At 69.9% G+C, this 17,670-nt stretch carries 17 protein-coding genes; 3 read left to right on the forward strand and 14 right to left on the reverse strand.

Features of this window, described 5'->3' with window-relative positions; all coding sequences use genetic code 11:
• Positions 1–53: 53 nt before the first annotated feature.
• On the reverse strand, positions 54–1,316 hold the full coding sequence (gene hisS / locus ACGFNN_RS31285) for a histidine--tRNA ligase (protein WP_362553971.1): 1,263 nt from the start codon (positions 1,314–1,316) through the stop codon (positions 54–56).
• A 16-nt stretch (positions 1,317–1,332) separates the two neighbouring features.
• Positions 1,333–2,019, reverse strand: coding sequence for an MBL fold metallo-hydrolase (locus ACGFNN_RS31290; RefSeq protein WP_393560999.1), 687 nt, complete (start codon positions 2,017–2,019; stop codon positions 1,333–1,335).
• Between the two features lie 148 nt (positions 2,020–2,167).
• Here ACGFNN_RS31290 and ACGFNN_RS31295 point away from each other — a divergent pair, with 148 nt between their 5' ends.
• The 3 genes from ACGFNN_RS31295 to ACGFNN_RS31305 all read left to right on the forward strand — a co-directional run bounded on the left by ACGFNN_RS31295 (position 2,168) and on the right by ACGFNN_RS31305 (position 5,186).
• Entirely contained in the window at positions 2,168–2,956 is a 789-nt protein-coding gene (locus ACGFNN_RS31295; RefSeq protein ID WP_393561001.1) for a peptidylprolyl isomerase, read from the forward strand.
• A 188-nt stretch (positions 2,957–3,144) separates the two neighbouring features.
• Entirely contained in the window at positions 3,145–4,374 is a 1,230-nt protein-coding gene (locus ACGFNN_RS31300) for a DUF349 domain-containing protein (RefSeq protein WP_362553980.1), read from the forward strand.
• Positions 4,375–4,580: 206 nt separating this feature from the next.
• Positions 4,581–5,186: an ALF repeat-containing protein gene (locus tag ACGFNN_RS31305; RefSeq protein WP_393561003.1), complete on the forward strand. Its 606-nt coding sequence runs from the start codon at positions 4,581–4,583 to the stop codon at positions 5,184–5,186.
• 64 nt (positions 5,187–5,250) lie between these two features.
• Here the strand turns inward: ACGFNN_RS31305 and ACGFNN_RS31310 are convergent, their stop codons facing one another.
• From ACGFNN_RS31310 to ACGFNN_RS31365, 12 genes are all read right to left on the reverse strand, one after another.
• Positions 5,251–7,884, reverse strand: a complete 2,634-nt coding sequence (locus ACGFNN_RS31310) for a RelA/SpoT family protein (protein ID WP_393561005.1) — start codon at positions 7,882–7,884, stop codon at positions 5,251–5,253.
• Positions 7,885–8,052: 168 nt separating this feature from the next.
• On the reverse strand, positions 8,053–8,610 hold the full coding sequence (locus ACGFNN_RS31315; RefSeq protein ID WP_393561007.1) for an adenine phosphoribosyltransferase: 558 nt from the start codon (positions 8,608–8,610) through the stop codon (positions 8,053–8,055).
• Positions 8,607–9,725, reverse strand: coding sequence for a protein translocase subunit SecF (gene secF / locus ACGFNN_RS31320; protein WP_393561009.1), 1,119 nt, complete (start codon positions 9,723–9,725; stop codon positions 8,607–8,609). Before secF ends, ACGFNN_RS31315 begins: the two co-directional genes overlap by 4 nt.
• A 1-nt stretch (position 9,726) precedes the next feature.
• Positions 9,727–11,478 carry a protein translocase subunit SecD gene (gene secD / locus ACGFNN_RS31325; protein ID WP_393561011.1) on the reverse strand — a complete coding sequence of 584 codons (1,752 nt, stop codon included), beginning with the start codon at positions 11,476–11,478 and terminating at the stop codon, positions 9,727–9,729.
• Positions 11,479–11,626: 148 nt separating this feature from the next.
• Complete coding sequence (gene yajC / locus ACGFNN_RS31330; RefSeq protein WP_365091779.1) at positions 11,627–12,058, reverse strand: preprotein translocase subunit YajC; 432 nt, start codon at positions 12,056–12,058, stop codon at positions 11,627–11,629.
• A 167-nt stretch (positions 12,059–12,225) separates the two neighbouring features.
• Positions 12,226–13,311, reverse strand: a complete 1,086-nt coding sequence (ruvB, locus tag ACGFNN_RS31335) for a Holliday junction branch migration DNA helicase RuvB (RefSeq protein WP_362554001.1) — start codon at positions 13,309–13,311, stop codon at positions 12,226–12,228.
• Between the two features lie 54 nt (positions 13,312–13,365).
• Positions 13,366–13,992, reverse strand: a complete 627-nt coding sequence (gene ruvA / locus ACGFNN_RS31340; protein WP_362668221.1) for a Holliday junction branch migration protein RuvA — start codon at positions 13,990–13,992, stop codon at positions 13,366–13,368.
• Positions 13,989–14,522, reverse strand: a complete 534-nt coding sequence (gene ruvC, locus ACGFNN_RS31345) for a crossover junction endodeoxyribonuclease RuvC (protein WP_393561100.1) — start codon at positions 14,520–14,522, stop codon at positions 13,989–13,991. Before ruvC ends, ruvA begins: the two co-directional genes overlap by 4 nt.
• Before the next feature lie 111 nt (positions 14,523–14,633).
• Entirely contained in the window at positions 14,634–15,386 is a 753-nt protein-coding gene (locus tag ACGFNN_RS31350; protein WP_362554007.1) for a YebC/PmpR family DNA-binding transcriptional regulator, read from the reverse strand.
• 61 nt (positions 15,387–15,447) lie between these two features.
• Positions 15,448–16,041, reverse strand: coding sequence for a pyridoxal 5'-phosphate synthase glutaminase subunit PdxT (pdxT, locus tag ACGFNN_RS31355; protein WP_393561013.1), 594 nt, complete (start codon positions 16,039–16,041; stop codon positions 15,448–15,450).
• 6 nt (positions 16,042–16,047) lie between these two features.
• Complete coding sequence (gene pdxS, locus ACGFNN_RS31360) at positions 16,048–16,968, reverse strand: pyridoxal 5'-phosphate synthase lyase subunit PdxS (RefSeq protein ID WP_362554013.1); 921 nt, start codon at positions 16,966–16,968, stop codon at positions 16,048–16,050.
• Positions 16,969–17,094: 126 nt separating this feature from the next.
• A complete protein-coding gene (locus tag ACGFNN_RS31365) occupies positions 17,095–17,640 on the reverse strand; it encodes a hypothetical protein (protein WP_362554016.1) in 546 nt (181 codons plus the stop codon).
• Positions 17,641–17,670 lie beyond the last annotated feature (30 nt).

Below are 17,670 nucleotides of genomic sequence, written 5' to 3' on the forward strand. Positions count from 1 at the left end.
GCGCCATGCCCGCCCGGGGGAACCGGGCGGGCACGGGAGGAACTCTCTGCGTCTCAGCCCAGCCGGGCCTGGAGCTCACCGACGAGGTCGCCGACGGCCACCGGCGTCTGCTCGCCGGACTCCATGTCCTTGAGCTGGACGTTCCCTTCGGCCAGGTCCCGCTCCCCGGCCACGACCGTGTAGCGGGCTCCGGAGCGGTTCGCGCTCTTCATGGCTCCCTTGAGACCGCGGCCACCGAAGGCGAAGTCCGTGGCGACACCGGCCTTGCGCAACTCGGTGACCAGGCCGAAGAGCACGCGTCGCGCCTCCTCGCCGAGCGGCACGGCGTAGACGCTGGTCGAGGCGGGGATGTCGAGCGTGATTCCCTCCGCCTCCAGCGCGAGCACCGTGCGGTCCACACCGAGCGCCCACCCGACGGACGGCAGCGCGGGACCGCCGATCATCTCGGACAGACCGTCGTACCGCCCGCCGCCGCCCACGGCGGACTGGGACCCCAGACCGTCGTGGACGAACTCGAAGGTGGTGCGCGTGTAGTAGTCGAGGCCGCGGACGAGCTTCTCGTCGTCCTCGAACACCACACCGGCCGCCGTCAGCAGGTCCCGGACCTCCTCGTGGTAGGCCTTGCAGGCGTCGCAGAGGTAGTCACGCAGCATCGGGGCGCCGGTGAGCTGCTTCTGGACGTCGGGGCGCTTGTCGTCGAGCACCCGCAGCGGGTTGATCTCGATGCGGCGACGGGTGTCCTCGTCGAGGTCGAGGTCGCGGAGGAAGCCCTGGAGCGCCTCGCGGTAGACCGGACGGCACTCCTTGTCACCGAGCGAGTTCAGGAGGATGCGGAACTCGCTGAGGCCGAGGGACCGGTACGCCTGGTCGGCCAGGATGATCAGTTCGGCGTCCAGCGCCGGGTCCTCGGCACCGATCGCCTCGGCACCGACCTGCGAGAAGTGGCGGTAACGCCCCTTCTGAGGGCGCTCGTAGCGGTAGTACGAGCCGGAGTACCAGAGCTTGACGGGGAGGTTGCCCGCCTTGTGCAGGTTGGCCTCCAGCGCGGCGCGCAGCACGGAGGCGGTGCCCTCGGGGCGCAGCGCGAGCTTGTCGCCGCCCTTGGTCTCGAAGGCGTACATCTCCTTGGAGACGATGTCGGTGGACTCACCGACGCCCCGGGCGAAGAGGGCGACGTCCTCGAAACCGGGGGTCTCGATGTAGCCGTAACCGGAGTTGCGCAGAGGCGCGGAGATGGCCTCGCGGACCGCCAGGAACTTCGCGGAGTCCGGCGGGATCAGGTCGTACGTGCCCTTGGGGGCCTGGAAGGTGCTCACAGCTTCTGTTCTCTCGTCACATTCCTCGGCGGGGCGCGGCCAGTCCGTGCATGTACGGATTGGAGGCGCGCTCACGGCCGATGGTCGTCTGGGGGCCGTGGCCGGACAGCACCACGGTCGAGTCGTCGAGCGGCAGGCACACACGGGCCAGCGACTCGAGCAGCTCGGCGTGGTCGCCGCCGGGCAGGTCGGTGCGTCCGACGGAGCCGGCGAAGAGCAGGTCGCCCGAGAAGAGGACCTGCGGGACTTCCGCGGCCTCGGGCATCCGGAACGTCACCGACCCCTTGGTATGGCCGGGCGCGTGCGCGACGCCGAACTCCATGCCCGCGAGGTTCAGCGAGGCGCCGTCGGCCAGCTCGTGGACGTCGTCGGGCTCCCCCACGGTCATCTCACCCATGAGCGGCATTCCGATGGAACGGCCGAGGGCCTTCTCCGGGTCGCTCATCATGTAGCGGTCCTCGGGGTGGATCCAGGCGGGAACGTCATGGGCACCGCACACGGGGACTACCGACGCGACGTGGTCGATGTGGCCGTGGGTGAGGACGACGGCGACGGGCTTGAGCCGATGCTTCTTCAGCGTTTCCTCGACGCCCTGGGTGGCCTGGTGACCCGGGTCGATGATCACGCACTCCTCGCCTGCGGCGGGGGCGACCAGGTAGCAGTTGGTCCCCCAGGCCCCGGCGGGGAACCCGGCAATGAGCACGATCGTCCTTAGTGTTCGTCCGACGAGGAGGGCCGCGGAAGGGGATTGCGGCAGACCAGAGACTACCGGCGCTCCTCATTCCACAGCTAACCCATATACCGTACGGGCATTCCAGGTCCGATCACACGACGTACAAGGAGACCATCCGGTGGTCAGCAGCGATCAGCGGCGGCGGCAGCTCGCCCGGGAGAAGTTCGAGCGGCAGCAGCAGCGCCGGGAGGAAGCGCGCCGGAGGACCAGGCGCCTCACGGTGATCATCGCCTCCTCGGTGGCCGTCGTGGCGGTCATCGGCGTGGGCGCGTACGTCGGGTTCGACGGGGACGACTCGAAGAGCTCCGCCGACGCGGCGGCGGAGACCAGCCCGTCGGCGACCCCCTCGGCGAGCGAGAGCAAGGCTCCGGAGCCGGAGATGACGATCGACAAGAAGGCGAAGTACTCGATGTCGCTGGCCACGAGCCAGGGCGACATCAAGATCGCGATGGACGCGGCGAAGACTCCGCACACCACGAACTCGTTCAAGGCCCTCGCGGACAAGGGGTACTTCGACGACACGAAGTGTCACCGCCTGACCACGGAGGGCATCTTCGTCCTGCAGTGCGGTGACCCCAAGGGCGACGGCACGGGCGGACCCGGCTACACGATCCCCGACGAGAACCTGACCGCGCTGGGCAAGGCGGGCGACGACGGTGCGGTGACGTACCCGGCGGGCACCGTCGCGATGGCGAACACCGGCCAGCCGGGGACGGGCGGAAGCCAGTTCTTCCTCGTCTACAAGGACACCAAACTGCCGCCCAGCTACACGCCGTTCGGCACCATGGACGACGCCGGCCTGAAGGCGGTCGAGAAGGTCGCGAAGGGCGGTGTGACCGGTGGGGCGGGGGACGGCGCTCCGAAGAAGGCCGTCACGGTCGAGAAGGTGACGGTCGACAAGGCCTGATGTCCGCGCGTGGCCTCCCGGCGCGGTTCGCGGAGCTCATCGGAGAATTTCAGCCGCGCTGAGTGCGGACAGCCGGGTGGCCGGTCGCCTAGATTGGCGTTGTGCAGGGCGGGCGCTGCCCGCCCCAGGAAACTGTGGACGATGCACGGGGGGCGAACCCCCTCGATGCATCAGGTGGAGGAGGCGCTGTGAGCAGCGACCCGTGGGGCCGTGTCGACGAGACGGGCACCGTGTACGTGCGTACGGCCGAGGGCGAGCAGGTCGTCGGATCGTGGCAGGCCGGTTCCCCCGAGGAGGCACTGGCCTATTTCGAGCGCAAGTACGAGGGCCTGGTGGTCGAGATCGGCCTTCTCGAGCGGCGGGTGAAGACCACCGACCTCTCGGCGAAGGACGCCACGACGGCGATCGATCACCTGCGTCAGCAGGTCGACGAGCACCACGCCGTCGGTGATCTGGCCGCGCTCGGCAAGCGGCTGGACGCGCTCGTCGCGACGGTCGACTCGCGCCGCGAGGAGCGCAAGGTCCAGAAGGCGAAGCAGGCCGACGAGGCCCGTGAGGCCAAGGAGGCGCTCGTCAAGGAGGCCGAGGAGCTGGCGCAGAGCGAGCAGTGGCGGTCGGCGGGTGAGCGTCTGAGGGCGCTCGTCGACACCTGGAAGGGGCTGCCTCGTCTGGACCGCAAGTCCGACGACGAGCTGTGGCACCGGTTCTCGCATGCCCGTTCCGCCTTCTCCAAGCGCCGCAAGGCGCACTTCGCCGCGCTGGACGCCCAGCGCGAGGATGCCCGGAAGGTCAAGGAGAGGCTGGTCGCGGAGGCCGAGTCGCTCTCCGGCTCGACCGACTGGGGTGCGACGGCGGCGCGTTACCGCGACCTGATGACGGAGTGGAAGGCCGCGGGCCGCGCCCAGCGCGAGGCGGAGGACGAGCTGTGGAACCGCTTCCGCGGTGCGCAGGACGTCTTCTTCGCCGCTCGCAGCGGTGTGTTCGCCGAGCGGGACGCGGAGCAGGGCGAGAACCTCAAGCTCAAGGAGGAGCTCGCCGCCGAGGCCGAGAAGCTGGTGCCGGTGACGGATCTGAAGGCGGCCAGGGCCGCGTTCCGTTCCATCAACGAGCGCTGGGAGGCCATCGGCCATGTCCCGCGTGACGCCCGTCCGAAGGTCGAGGGCCGGGTGCACGCCGTGGAGCGGGCGCTCCAGGAGGCCGAGGAGGCCGAGTGGCGCCGGACGAACCCGGAGGCGCGGGCCCGCGCCGCGGGCCTGACCGGTCAGCTGCAGGCGGCCGTCGACAAGCTCCGCACGCAGATCGACGCGGCCCGCGCGTCGGGTAACAACGCCAGGGCCGACAAGCTCGCCCGCGAGCTCGAGGGCCGTCAGGCGCTGCTCGACCAGGCGCTCAAGGGCCTGGAGGAGTTCGGCGGCTGAGCCGGACACCGGTCCTGATCCACGTGTGGGGCTCCCGTACGCCTGGCGTACGGGAGCCCCACACGTATGTCGACGGCAACGAGGCACGGCGCCTCACTGCCGGGAAGCTCCGGTGATCCTGTCAGACCTGCGTGCGACGATCTCCGCGTCGGCACGGGCAGTTGTGCCGGCACCGGGATCAACTCGACCTTGAGGCAGGTTCATTCATGACGCCCACCCGCGCCGCCCTGGCTGTCGCCGCTGCGGCCCTCGCCCCGGCGCTGCTTCTCTCCGGTCCGGCCTTCGCCGCCGGATCCGCGTCCTCGCCCGGCCCCGTGGCCGTGTCTCCGGCGGTCGTCGTCCTGGACGGGCCGGTGGAGGACATGTCCGACGACGACGTCCGCGTCGCTCTGGCCCGGATACTCGCCGACCCCGACTCCGGCCGCAGAGTCGTCAAGGAGGTCAACGCACTCCTCGACGACAACGACCCCGCCGAGATGCGCGCCTGGCTCGAGACCGGCTACCCCCTCGCCCAGGCCGAGGACGACCGCGTCGCCATCGTCACAATCCTCGCCGACCCCGACTCCGGACGCCGCGTCAAGGCCGAGATCAACGCGCTGCTCGACAACAACGACCCTGCCGAGATCCGCGCCTGGCTCGAGACCGGCTACCGCCTCGCCCAGGCCGAGGATGACCGCGTCGCCATCGTCCGGATGCTGAACCGGCCGGACCTCAGCGAGGCGATGCGTGCCGCGATCCAGGACGCCATCGACGGCACTCCTGAGGAGATGCGCTACTTCCTGGAGTACGGGCAGTACGAGGTCGACGCGTAACGGGGCGGCCGGTGGCCGGCGCAGGGGCCCGAAGCCCCGCCGTCGGCCACCGTCCCGGGCGCGCCTACGGCCGCCGCGCCGAGGTCACGCGGTAGACGTCGTAGACGCCCTCCACGCCCCGTACGGCCTTCAGGACGTGGCCCAGGTGCTTCGGGTCGCCCATCTCGAAGGTGAAACGTGAGGTGGCCACCCGGTCGCGGGAGGTCTGCACGGCCGCCGACAGGATGTTGACGTGCTGGTCGGACAGGACGCGTGTGACGTCGGAGAGCAGCCTCGACCGGTCCAGTGCCTCGACCTGGATCGCGACGAGGAAGACCGACGACTGGGTGGGTGCCCACTCGACGTCGAGGATCCGCTCAGGCTGCTGCGAGAGCGAGTCGACGTTGACGCAGTCCGCGCGGTGTACGGAGACCCCGCTGCCCCGGGTGACGAACCCGATGATCGGGTCGCCGGGGACCGGGGTGCAGCAGCGGGCCAGCTTGACCCAGACGTCCTCGACGCCCTTGACCACCACACCCGGGTCCGCCTTGGCCCGGCGCTTGGACCGGCCGTGCGAGGGCGGCGAGCTCTCCGCGAGGTCCTCGTTGGCCGCGTCCTCGCCGCCGAGCGCCTGGACGAGTTTCTGGACGACGCCGGCGGCGGCGACATGGCCTTCGCCGATCGCCGCGTACAGCGACGAGATGTCCGGATAGCGCATCTCGTGCGCCAGGGTGACCAGGGAGTCGCCCGTCAGGATGCGCTGGATCGGCAGGTTCTGCTTGCGCATGGCCCGCGCGATGGCGTCCTTGCCCTGTTCGATCGCCTCGTCGCGCCGCTCCTTGGAGAACCAGGCGCGGATCTTGTTGCGCGCCCTGGGCGACTTGACGAACTGCAGCCAGTCGCGGGAGGGCCCGGCGCCGGCGGCCTTGGAGGTGAAGACCTCCACCAGGTCGCCGTTGTCGAGGGTCGACTCCAGCGGGACGAGCCGCCCGTTGACCCGTGCTCCTATCGTCCGGTGGCCGACCTCCGTGTGGACGGCGTACGCGAAGTCGACCGGCGTCGCACCGGCGGGCAGCGCTATCACGTCGCCCTTCGGCGTGAAGACGAAGACCTCGTTGCGCGACAGGTCGAAGCGCAGCGACTCCAGGAACTCGCTGGGGTCCTCGGTCTCCTTCTGCCAGTCCAGGAGCTGACGCAGCCACGCCATGTCGTTCACGGTGTCCTGGCCGCGACCGCCCGTGTTCCGTGGAACGTCGGTGCGGACCTTGGAGGCACCGGCGACGGCCTCCTGCTTGTACTTCCAGTGCGCGGCGATGCCGTACTCGGCACGGCGGTGCATGTCGAAGGTGCGGATCTGGAGTTCGACGGGCTTGCCGCTGGGACCGATCACCGTGGTGTGCAGCGACTGGTACATGTTGAACTTGGGCATCGCGATGTAGTCCTTGAACCGCCCCGGCACCGGATTCCACCGGGCGTGGACGGTGCCGAGCGCCGCGTAGCAGTCGCGGACGGTGTCGACGAGGACGCGGATGCCCACCAGGTCGTAGATCTCTGCGAAGTCCCTGCCTCGCACGATCATCTTCTGGTAGACGCTGTAGTAGTGCTTCGGGCGTCCGGTGACGGTCGCCTTGATCCGCGCGGCGCGAAGATCGGCCTGGACCTCGTCAGTCACTATGGCGAGGTACTCGTCACGCTTGGGCGCGCGTTCGGCGACGAGGCGGACGATCTCGTCGTACATCTTGGGATAGAGGATCGCGAAGGCGAGGTCCTCCAGCTCCCACTTGATGGTGTTCATGCCCAGGCGGTGAGCCAGGGGCGCGTAGATCTCGAGGGTCTCGCGGGCCTTCTTCTCCTGCTTCTCCCGCTTGAGATAGCGCATGGTGCGCATGTTGTGCAGCCGGTCGGCGAGCTTGATGACGAGGACCCGGGGGTCCTTCGCCATCGCGACGACCATCTTGCGGACGGTCTCCGCCTGGGCGGCCTCACCGAACTTGACCTTGTCCAGTTTGGTGACACCGTCGACGAGGAGGGCGACCTGGTCGCCGAAGTCCTTGCGCAGGGTGTCCAGGCCGTACTCGGTGTCCTCGACCGTGTCGTGGAGCAGCCCCGCCATGAGCGTCGCCGGATCCATGCCGAGCTCGGCGAGGATCGTCGTGACGGCGAGCGGGTGCGTGATGTAGGGGTCGCCGCTCTTGCGCTTCTGGCCCCGGTGCCAGCGCTCGGCGACCTGGTAGGCCTTCTCGATCTGGCGCAGTGTGGCGGACTCGATCTTGGGATCGTTTCCGCGGACCGTGCGCAGCAGGGGTTCGAGGACCGGGTTGTACGGGCTGGAGCGCTGTACGCCCAGTCGGGCGAGCCGGGCCCGGACGCGGCTGGAGGAGCCGCCCGACCGTACGGGGGCGGCGGGCGGGGTGGCGGCGGGCCTTACCGAGGGCTTCGCCGCCGGAGCGGGGGCCGGGGGCTTGGGTGCCGCTGGAGGCTGCGTGGACTTCGCGGCGGTCGCGGCCTTGGTCCCGGATGCCGGCACGGCCTTCGTGCCGGGGGGCGGCGCGGGCTTGGCCTGTGCGGCCGCCTGGGAGGCCGGAGCCTGGGCAGGCCCCGGGGTGTTCCCGCCCTCGGTCGCGGGCCCGCCGTCCGGCCGCGCCTTCCCGGGCGTGGCGGAGGCCGCCTCGGGCCTTTCGGGCTGCGGGGCGGCGGCGGGCTGGGCCTCGTCTGGCAAGAGCGCTCCTCGTGCGGATCCGGGCTACCGGAAAGCCCATGGTATCGAGCCTCGGGCAGCTCATCGCCCGGGGAGTGTGGAACCCCTCACGACACAGGACGGGTACCCGGATGTTCCCGGGTACCCGTCCTGGACTTCGCTACCCGCGCCTCGGGGGCGCGGTGCAGGTCAGAGGGTGATCAGAGCCTCCAGCGGGGCTTCGCGCAGTCCGGCTTCCAGCCGTCCCCGGCCGGCGAGGAAACCGAGCTCCATGAGGACGGAAACCCCGGCGACCTCGGCGCCGGTCCGCCGGATCAGGTCCAGCGAGGCCTCCGCCGTGCCCCCGGTGGCGAGGACGTCGTCGATGACCATGACGCGGTCGTCGGCGGACAGGTCCTCGGCGTGGATCTCGATCTCAGCGGTTCCGTACTCCAGGTCGTAGGCCTGCCCGAGGGTCGCCCCGGGCAGCTTTCCGGCCTTGCGAACGGGGACGAACCCGAGCCCTGCCCGGACCGAGACCGGCGCGGCGAGGATGAATCCGCGTGCCTCGAGGCCGACGACCTTCGTGGCCCCGTGGCGTACGCACAGTTCCGCGAACCAGTCGGTGAGCGCCGTGAAGGCGACCGGGTCCGCGAGCAGCGGGGTGATGTCCTTGAACAGCACCCCCGGCTTCGGGTAGTCCGGTACGTCACGGATCCGGCTGAGCAGGAGTTCCCGGGTGGCCACGTCGATGTCCGTGCTGCTCATCGCCGGTTCCTGGGGGTCCTGCCGTGGCCGCCGGGCTGACGGCGCTGACCGATCACGGCGCCCGCGCCGGCTGTCTCCGCGTCGTCCTCGACGTCGAGGACGGTCTCGTCGCGCTGACCGTCCTCGACGGACTCGCCCTTGGCCGCCGCGGAGGCGCGCTTGGCGAGGATCCGCTTCTTCAGTGCCTTTATCTGCGGCTCGCGCTCCTTGAGGTCGGCGACCAGCGGAGTGGCGATGAAGATCGAGGAGTACGCACCGGCGGCGAGGCCGACGAACAGCGAGAGCGAGATGTCGTTGAGCATGCCCGCGCCGAGGACACCGCCACCGATGAACAGCAGACCGGCGACCGGCAGGAGCGCGACCACGGTGGTGTTGATGGAACGCACCAGCGTGCCGTTGATCGAGCGGTTGGCGATCTCGCTGTATGTCCAGCGGGTCTGCTTGGTGATCCCCTTCGTGCCCTCCTTGAGGCTGTCGAAGACGACGACCGTGTCGTAGAGGGAGTAACCGAGGATGGTCAGCAGACCGATCACGGTGCCGGGGGTGACCTCGAAGCCGACGAGGGCGTAGACACCGACGGTGATGGTGATGTCGTGGATCAGCGCGACCAGCGCGGCGACGGCCATGCGCCATTCGAAGGCGATGGCCAGGTAGACCACCACGAGGATCATGAAGATGCCGAGGCCGGTCCAGGCCTTGTTGGCGATCTGCTCACCCCAGCTGGGGCCGACCAGGTCCGCGTTGATCTTCGACTCGGGGATGCCGAGGTCCTCGGAGAGCTGGGCCTTGATCTCGTCGGCCTTCTGGGTGTCGACCTCGGTGATCTGGATCCGGAGGCCGCCGTTGCCGAGCTCCTGGACGATCGCCTCGTGGCCGGAGGCCGCGACCGCGTCGTCATGGGCCTGGGAGACGGACACCTTGGCCTTGGTGTCCGTCGTGAAGACGGCACCGCCCTTGAACTCGATGCCCATGTTCAGGCCGCTGACCGCCAGGCCGACGATGGCCGTGATGGTGATCAGGATCGAGACGCCGTACCAGATCTTGCGCTTGCCGATGAAGTCGTAGCCGACCTCGCCTCGGTAGAGCCGGGCGCCGAGATTGCCGAGTCGCGACATCTCACGCCTCCTTCGGGTGGTCGGTGCGTGCGTTGACGCGGCGGGATCGGCGCAGCGGGGGCTTCGCGCCGAGCCGCTTCGGGTCCAGACCGGACCAGGGGTGACCGCTGGCGAAGAACTTCGTGCGGGCCATCAGCGTCATGACGGGCTTCGTGAAGAGGAAGACCACGACCACGTCGAGCAGGGTCGTGAGACCCAGCGTGAACGCGAAGCCCTGGACCTTGCCGACGGTGACGAGGAAGAGGACCGCCGCGGCGAGGAACGACACGAAGTCGGAGACGAGGATGGTGCGACGGGCACGGGGCCAGGCGCGCTCGACGGCCGGGCGGAGGGTCCGGCCCTCACGGATCTCGTCCCGGATGCGTTCGAAGTAGACGATGAACGAGTCCGCCGTGATACCGATCGCCACGATGGCACCGCAGACGGCCGGGAGGTTCAGCGCGAAGCCGATGGCCGGGCCGAGCAGGGCCATGATCGTGTAGGTCAGGATGCCGGAGGCCATGAGGCTGAGGAGCGCGATCAACGCGAGCCCTCGGTAGTAGGCCACCAGGTAGATCACTACCAGGGCGAGTCCGATGGCACCGGCGATGAGACCGGCCTCCAGCTGCTCGCCGCCCAGCGCCGCGGTGACGGTGGTCACGGTGTCCTCGCTGAAGGACAGCGGGAGCGCGCCGTAGGACAGGACGTTGGCCAGGTCTTCCGCGGACTGCTGGGTGAAGCTGCCGGAGATCTCGGCGCTGCCGCTGAGGGTCTCGTTGACCTGGGGCGCGGAGACGACCTCGCCGTCGAGGGAGATCGCGAACTGGTTCTGCGGGGACTGCTGGGTCGAGAGCTTCTTGGTGATCGTCTGGAACTTCTTGGAGCCCTTGTCCGTGAAGTCCATCGAGACGAGCCAGATGCCGCGCTGCTGGTCGAACTGCGCCTTCGCGTCGTCGACGTCCGTACCGGAGACCTCGGCGGGGCCGAGGAGGTACTTGGCGTCACCCTCGGAGCTGCACGCGACCGTGGGGTCCTCGGGCTTGACACCGTCGCCGGCCTTGGCGCGGGCGGCCTTGTCGGTGCAGTCCAGCGCGGTGAACTTCTTCTCCAGCGCGGCGGTGGCGGGGTCGGGCGTCTGGGTGGCGGCGGCCGACTCCGAGGCCTTGGCGCTTCCGGACGGGGTCGGCGTCGCGTCCTTCTTCAGGGCGTCGGTGACCGCGCGCCCCTGGGTGGTGGCGCTGGCCGACGGCGTCGTCTTCGAGTTCGACGCGGTCTCCGGGTCGCTCGCCTTCGCACTGGGCGTGGCGCTCGGCTTCCCGGTGCCGCTCGCGGAAGGGCTCGCGGAGCCCTCGGGGGTCGGTGTGCCCCCCGCGACCGTGAGCACGGGCCGGAAGTACAGCTGGGCGGTGGTGCCGACCTGCTCCCGGGCCTGCTTCGAATTCGTCCCCTTGGGGATGTTGACGATGATGTTCGACGCGCCCTGCGTCTGGACCTCGGCCTCGGAGACACCGAGACCGTTGACACGGCGTTCGATGATGCTGACCGCGGTGTTCATGTTGGTCTCGTTGATCGCGTCAGGCTTGCCGGGCTGGCTCTTCGCCTTGAGCGTGATCGAGGTGCCGCCTGCCAGGTCGATGCCGAGCCGAGGCGTGGTGTGACCTGACAGGAACATCCCGCCGGTCAGGGCGACCATGGCGATCAGGATCAGTGCCAGGGCACGGCCCGGCCTGCCCTGTCCACCGGATGAGCCCCGGCCTTTCTTCGGTGCTGCCACCTTTTCGTTTCTCCCTGTCCAACCGCTCCGCGCCGGGTACGCGCCCGAGCGGCCACGAAGTGTTGTGGGGACCCGCCCCCCGCAGAAGACCGCACGGCCCGTGAGACGCCGGACACCTGTGGGTGTCCGGCGTCTCCAGGTCGTGGAACTACTTCGAGTCGCCCTCGCCGTCGGCCTTGGCGTCGCCCTCGGGCTTCTTGCCCAGGTCGATCTTGGCCACGTCCTCGTCGGCGGGCTCGCCCTCGGTGAGCGAGGAGGCGTCGTCGGGCACGACGGTGCCCTCGCTCTCCGACGCGTCGTCGCCGTGGACGATGCGGTTGTACTCCGCGTCCTCCAGGACGGCACCGATGGCGTTCTTCGCGTAGACGGCGTGGACGCCGGGCGCCACCTCGAGGAGGACCGTGTCGTCCTGGATCTCCTTGACGGTGGCGTACATGCCTCCGATCGTCCGGACGCCGGTGCCGGGCTGCATGTCGTTGCGCATCTGCGCAGCGGCCTGCTGCTTCTTCTTGGCGGACCGGGTCATCAGGAACATGGCCCCGATGAGCACGATGAAGGGGAGGAGGGTCACGAGACTCACGGGACGGAACTTCCTTCGCACGACCACGCGGATTCACGCGGCCTGGTCTACGGGGGTGGGTACACCGACCTGTACGGGCGGCATCGGCGGAGTCTAAGCGAGTCCGCATCGTTGGAACAACGTCCAGCATGGCACCGGAGTTCCCCTGGTGGCCAACCCGTCCTGTCTCACGCCCCGAACAGGCCCTGTTGTCCCTTTACGCCGTGCTGAGGTGGGACGAGGCCGAGGTGGGCCCAGGCCGCGGGGGTGGCTACCCTGCCCCGCGGCGTCCTCGCGAGCAGTCCCTCCCGTACGAGGAAGGGCTCGGCGACCTCCTCGACCGTCTCGCGCTCCTCCCCCACGGCCACGGCGAGGGTGGAGAGACCGACGGGACCACCGCCGAAGAGCTTCAGCAGGGCTCCGAGGACCGCGCGGTCCAGCCGGTCCAGTCCGCGGGCGTCGACCTCGTACACGTTGAGCGCGGCTGACGCGATGTCCCGGTCGATCCTCCCCTCGGCCTTGACCTGGGCGTAGTCGCGGACGCGGCGCAGCAGCCGGTTGGCGATGCGGGGGGTGCCACGGGAACGTCCGGCGATCTCGGCCGCGCCGGCTGTGTCTATGGCCACGTCGAGCAGGCCCGCGGAGCGGTGGATGACCCGCTCCAGCTCCGTGGGGGCGTAGAACTCCATGTGACCGGTGAAGCCGAAGCGGTCCCGCAACGGCGGCGGCAGCAGCCCGGCCCGGGTGGTGGCGCCGACGAGGGTGAAGGGCGGCAGTTCCAGCGGGATGGCCGTGGCTCCCGGGCCCTTGCCGACGATGACGTCGACGCGGAAGTCCTCCATGGCCATGTAGAGCATCTCCTCGGCGGGCCGCGACATGCGGTGGATCTCGTCGAGGAAGAGGACCTCGCCCTCCTGGAGCGAGGAGAGGATCGCCGCGAGGTCCCCGGCGTGCTGGATCGCGGGACCCGAGGTGATCCGGATGGGGGCGCCCATCTCGGCCGCGATGATCATGGAGAGGGTGGTCTTGCCGAGACCCGGGGCGCCGGAGAGGAGCACGTGGTCGGCGGTGGCACCCCGGGCGCGGGCGGCCTTGAGGACCAGGTCGAGTTGTTCGCGCACCTTCTCCTGGCCGACGAATTCGTGGAGGTCCTTCGGGCGCAGGGCGGCCTCGACCGCGGTGTCCTCGCCGTCGGCGTCCGCGTCGACCAGCCGGTCGTCGAACCGCTCTTCCGTGAGGTCGCCGGTGTCGGGCCCGGTCTCGTCCCAGTTCATCTCGTCAGTCCCGCCTCGGGTGTTTCGGTGCCGGTGGGTGCGGTGTCCGGCGGGTCAGCGTGCGCGGTTGAGGGTCTGCAGGGCCGCTCGCAGCAGCTGCGGTACGGGGGCCTGTCCGCCGTCGGCGATCGCGGCCTCGGCCTGCGGGGTGACGGCGTGCACCGCCTCGTCGGCCTCGCGGGTGGCGTAGCCGAGGCCGATCAGGGCGGCCTGCAGCTGGTCCCGCCAGGAGGTGCTGACGGCGGTGCCGATGCCCTGCCTGCCGATGTGGGCGCCGACCGGTTCGCCGAGCCGGTCCTTCAGCTCGAGGAGCAGCTTCTGGGCCCCCTTCTTGCCGATGCCGGACACCGCGGTGAGCGCCTTCTCGTCGCCGGTGGCCACGGCGGCGCGCAGGGCGTCCGGGCTGTGGGTGGCGAGCATCGCCTGAGCGAGTCTGGGGCCCACGCCGCTGGCCGTCTGGAGCAGCTCGAAGACCTGGCGCTCGTCGTCGTCCGCGAAACCGTAGAGCGTGAGCGAATCCTCACGGACGACGAGGGAGGTGGCGAGCCTGGCCTCCTGTCCGATACGCAGGCCGGCGAGGGTGTCCGGGGTGCACTGGACTGCCATGCCGATGCCGCCGACCTCGATCACGGCCGTGGCCGGCGCGAGGGCGGCCACCGGGCCGGAGACGAAGGCGATCATGCGGTGCGGCCTTTCAGCGTGCGGTGGGCGGCGACGGCCCGCTGCAGTCGGTTCTGCGCGGGTGCGCGCCAGATGTGGCAGATGGCGAGGGCGAGGGCGTCCGCGGCGTCCGCGGGCCTGGGTGGGGCGTCGAGCCGGAGCAGCCGGGTGACCATGGCCCCGACCTGCGCCTTGTCGGCCCGGCCGGATCCGGTGACGGCGGCCTTGACCTCGCTGGGGGTGTGCAGGGCGACGGGGATTCCGCGGCGGGCCGCGCACAGCATGGCGACGGCGCTGGCCTGTGCGGTACCCATCACCGTGCGCACGTTGTGCTGGCTGAAGACCCGCTCCACCGCGACGAACTCGGGTCGGTGCTCGTCGAGCCATCGCTCGATGCCCTGTTCGACGGCGACGAGCCGGTGGCCGAGCTCCGCGTCGGGCGGGGTGCGTACGACGCCGACGCCGATCATCGTGAGGGGCCGACCCGCGACGCCTTCGACGACTCCCACACCGCAACGGGTCAGACCCGGGTCCACGCCCAGCACCCGCATGAATGGCCCCCTCCGGCTCTCGGTCATCTGTTCCCGCAGGCTATCGGCTCCCACCGACAATGCGACGGGCCGACGGGGTGTGTCCCGTCGGCCCGTCGCCCGTGCGCCGTCTCAGGCGTCGACCTTCTCCATGACCTCGTCGGAGACGTCGTAGTTGGCGAAGACGTTCTGCACGTCGTCGCTGTCCTCGAGCGCGTCGACCAGCTTGAAGATCTTGCGTGCTCCCTCTTCGTCGAGCTCGACCTGCATGGTCGGGACGAAGTTGGCCTCGGCCGAGTCGTAGTCGATGCCGGCCTCCTGGAGCGCGGTGCGCACCGCGACCATGTCGGTGGCCTCGCTGAGCACCTCGAAGGTGTCACCGAGGTCGTTGACCTCCTCGGCACCGGCGTCGAGCACCGCTCCGAGCACGTCGTCCTCGGTCAGTTCGCCCTTGGGGACGATCACGACGCCCTTGCGGTTGAACAGGTACGAGACCGAGCCCGGGTCGGCCATCGAGCCGCCGTTACGGGTCATGGCGACACGCACGTCGGAGGCGGCGCGGTTGCGGTTGTCGGTGAGGCACTCGATGAGCACCGCGACACCGTTGGGACCGTAGCCCTCGTACATGATCGTCTCGTAGTCGGCGCCGCCGGCCTCGAGACCGGCCCCGCGCTTGACCGCAGAGTCGATGTTCTTGTTCGGGACCGAGCTCTTCTTCGCCTTCTGGATGGCGTCGAAGAGGGTCGGGTTGCCGGACACGTCGGCACCGCCCGTACGGGCGGCGACCTCGATGTTCTTGATCATCTTCGCGAAGAGCTTGCCGCGCTTGGCGTCGATCACGGCCTTCTTGTGCTTCGTCGTAGCCCATTTAGAGTGGCCGGACATCTGCCTTCTCCTTCGCGTCACCAAAATCGATCCGAACCCGAGAGATCCTACCGGGATCGGATCAGCCCGCGGCGCGCACCATGTCGGTGAAGAGCGCGTGCACCCGGTGGTCACCGGTCAGCTCGGGGTGGAACGACGTCGCCAGGGCGTTTCCCTGGCGTACGCCCACGATATGGCCGCCGTGCACCGCGATGACCTCCGCGCTCGCTCCGACCGACTCCACCCAGGGCGCCCGGATGAAGACTCCGTCGACGGGACCCCCGGGTATGCCGTCGATCTCGACGGCCGCCTCGAAGGACTCGTTCTGCCGCCCGAAGGCGTTGCGGCGCACGATCATGTCGATGCCGCCGACCGTCTCCTGGCCGGAGCGGGGGTCGAGGATCTTGTCGGCGAGCAGGATCATGCCCGCGCACGTGCCGTAGACCGGCATCCCGGCGGCGACCCGCTCGCGCAGCGGTTCGAGCATGCCGAACAGGACGGCCAGCTTGGACATGGTGGTGGACTCGCCGCCAGGCAGGACGAGGCCGTCCACCTCGGCGAGCTCCTCGGGCCGCCGGACCGGCCTGGCCACGGCGTCCGCCGAGGCCAGGGCGATCAGGTGCTCCCGTACGTCGCCCTGGAGAGCCAGGACTCCGATGACAGGGGTGTCGGTCATCGGGGCTTACCAGCCGCGGTTGGCGTAGCGCTCGGTCTCGGGCAGCGTGTCGCAGTTGATGCCGACCATCGCCTCACCGAGGTTGCGCGAGGCGTCCGCGATGATCTTCGGGTCGTCGTAGAAGGTGGTGGCCTTCACGATGGCGGCGGCGCGCTTGGCCGGGTCGCCGGACTTGAAGATGCCGGATCCGACGAAGACGCCCTCGGCTCCCAGCTGACGCATCAGGGCCGCGTCCGCGGGGGTGGCGACGCCACCGGCCGAGAACAGCACGACGGGCAGCCGGCCGAGCTCGGAGACCTCCTTGACCAGCTCGTACGGGGCGCGCAGGTCCTTGGCCGCGGCGTACAGCTCGTTGTTGTCGAAGCCGCGCAGCCGGGCGATCTCGTTCTTGATCTGACGCAGGTGACGCACGGCCTCGACGACGTTGCCCGTACCGGCCTCGCCCTTCGAGCGGATCATCGCGGCACCCTCGGCGATACGGCGGAGGGCCTCGCCCAGGTTGGTGGCGCCGCAGACGAACGGGGTGGTGAAGGCGAACTTGTCGCTGTGGTTGACCTCGTCGGCCGGGGTGAGCACCTCGGACTCGTCGATGTAGTCGACACCGAGCGACTGGAGGACCTGCGCCTCGACGAAGTGGCCGATCCGGGACTTGGCCATGACGGGGATGGAGACGGCCTCGATGATCTCCTCGATCATGTTCGGGTCGGACATCCGCGCCACTCCGCCGTCCTTGCGGATGTCGGCGGGGACCCGCTCCAGGGCCATGACGGCGACGGCGCCCGCGTCCTCGGCGATCTTCGCCTGCTCGGCGTTGACGACGTCCATGATCACGCCGCCCTTGAGCTGCTCGGCCATGCCGCGCTTGACGCGGGCGGTGCCGGTGGCCGGGGCCTCGGTGGACTGCGTGGTGGTGGGAAGCGTGGACACGGATCGACCTCACTGGGGGTGGAAAGAGCGGGATGCTGCAGTGCTGAGCAAACGCCGCGTGAGCAGTCCACAGCAAGGGCCAATGAGTACCCGGTGGATCGTTCTGTCCCCGGTGCCGCCCGGTCCTCAGGTGCCGGGGCGGTCCGCCAGCGCGACCGGCGGAGCGTCGTCCATCTCGAACGCCAGCGGGAACGGGGCGTGTCCGGCCAGGCGGAGCAGCCGGACGGTCCGGTGCCTGCGCAGAGCGCGGGCGGCGCGCACCGCGTCGTTGTGGAAGCGGCGCGCCATCGGTACGCGGCGGACGGCGGCGGCGAGCTCCCTGGCCGCGTCCTCACCGCCGGGGAACTCCTTCACCGCCTCCACCTGCGCGGTCTCGCCGAAGACGGCCCTCAGGGCGGTGCTCAGCTCGCTCTCGGCGACCTCTCGCTGCTCCTCCTCGGCCTGCCGCGCCGCGTGGGCCGCCTCGTAGAGCACGATCGACGCGGCGGGGTCCAGGACCCCGGACGTGGCGATCTCCTGGGTGACCGAGGCCCGGCGCAGCAGCTGGGCGTCCAGCGCCGCGCGGGCCGCGTCGATACGGGCGTGGAGACGGTCCAGCCGCCCGGCGGTCCAGCTGAGGTACAGGCCGATCGCGAAGAGCGCGACGACCGTCCAGATGAGGATTTCGATCACGGGCGGCAAGGCTACCGTCGCCGGAGCCGG

Source organism: Streptomyces sp. NPDC048590, from assembly GCF_043199535.1.
In the GTDB taxonomy this organism is placed as follows: Bacteria; Actinomycetota; Actinomycetes; order Streptomycetales; family Streptomycetaceae; genus Streptomyces.

What these genes read in the sequence shown, in the direction of transcription:
- ruvA (WP_362668221.1), bottom strand. Translation starts at nt 13,992, where the DNA reads ATGATCGCCTTCGTCTCCGGCCCGGTGGCCGCCCTCGCGCCGGCCACG.
- ACGFNN_RS31350 (WP_362554007.1), bottom strand. Translation starts at nt 15,386, where the DNA reads ATGTCCGGCCACTCTAAATGGGCTACGACGAAGCACAAGAAGGCCGTG.
- ACGFNN_RS31305 (WP_393561003.1), top strand. Translation starts at nt 4,581, where the DNA reads ATGACGCCCACCCGCGCCGCCCTGGCTGTCGCCGCTGCGGCCCTCGCC.
- ACGFNN_RS31315 (WP_393561007.1), bottom strand. Translation starts at nt 8,610, where the DNA reads ATGAGCAGCACGGACATCGACGTGGCCACCCGGGAACTCCTGCTCAGC.
- ruvB (WP_362554001.1), bottom strand. Translation starts at nt 13,311, where the DNA reads ATGAACTGGGACGAGACCGGGCCCGACACCGGCGACCTCACGGAAGAG.
- pdxT (WP_393561013.1), bottom strand. Translation starts at nt 16,041, where the DNA reads ATGACCGACACCCCTGTCATCGGAGTCCTGGCTCTCCAGGGCGACGTA.
- ruvC (WP_393561100.1), bottom strand. Translation starts at nt 14,522, where the DNA reads ATGCGGGTGCTGGGCGTGGACCCGGGTCTGACCCGTTGCGGTGTGGGA.
- secF (WP_393561009.1), bottom strand. Translation starts at nt 9,725, where the DNA reads ATGTCGCGACTCGGCAATCTCGGCGCCCGGCTCTACCGAGGCGAGGTC.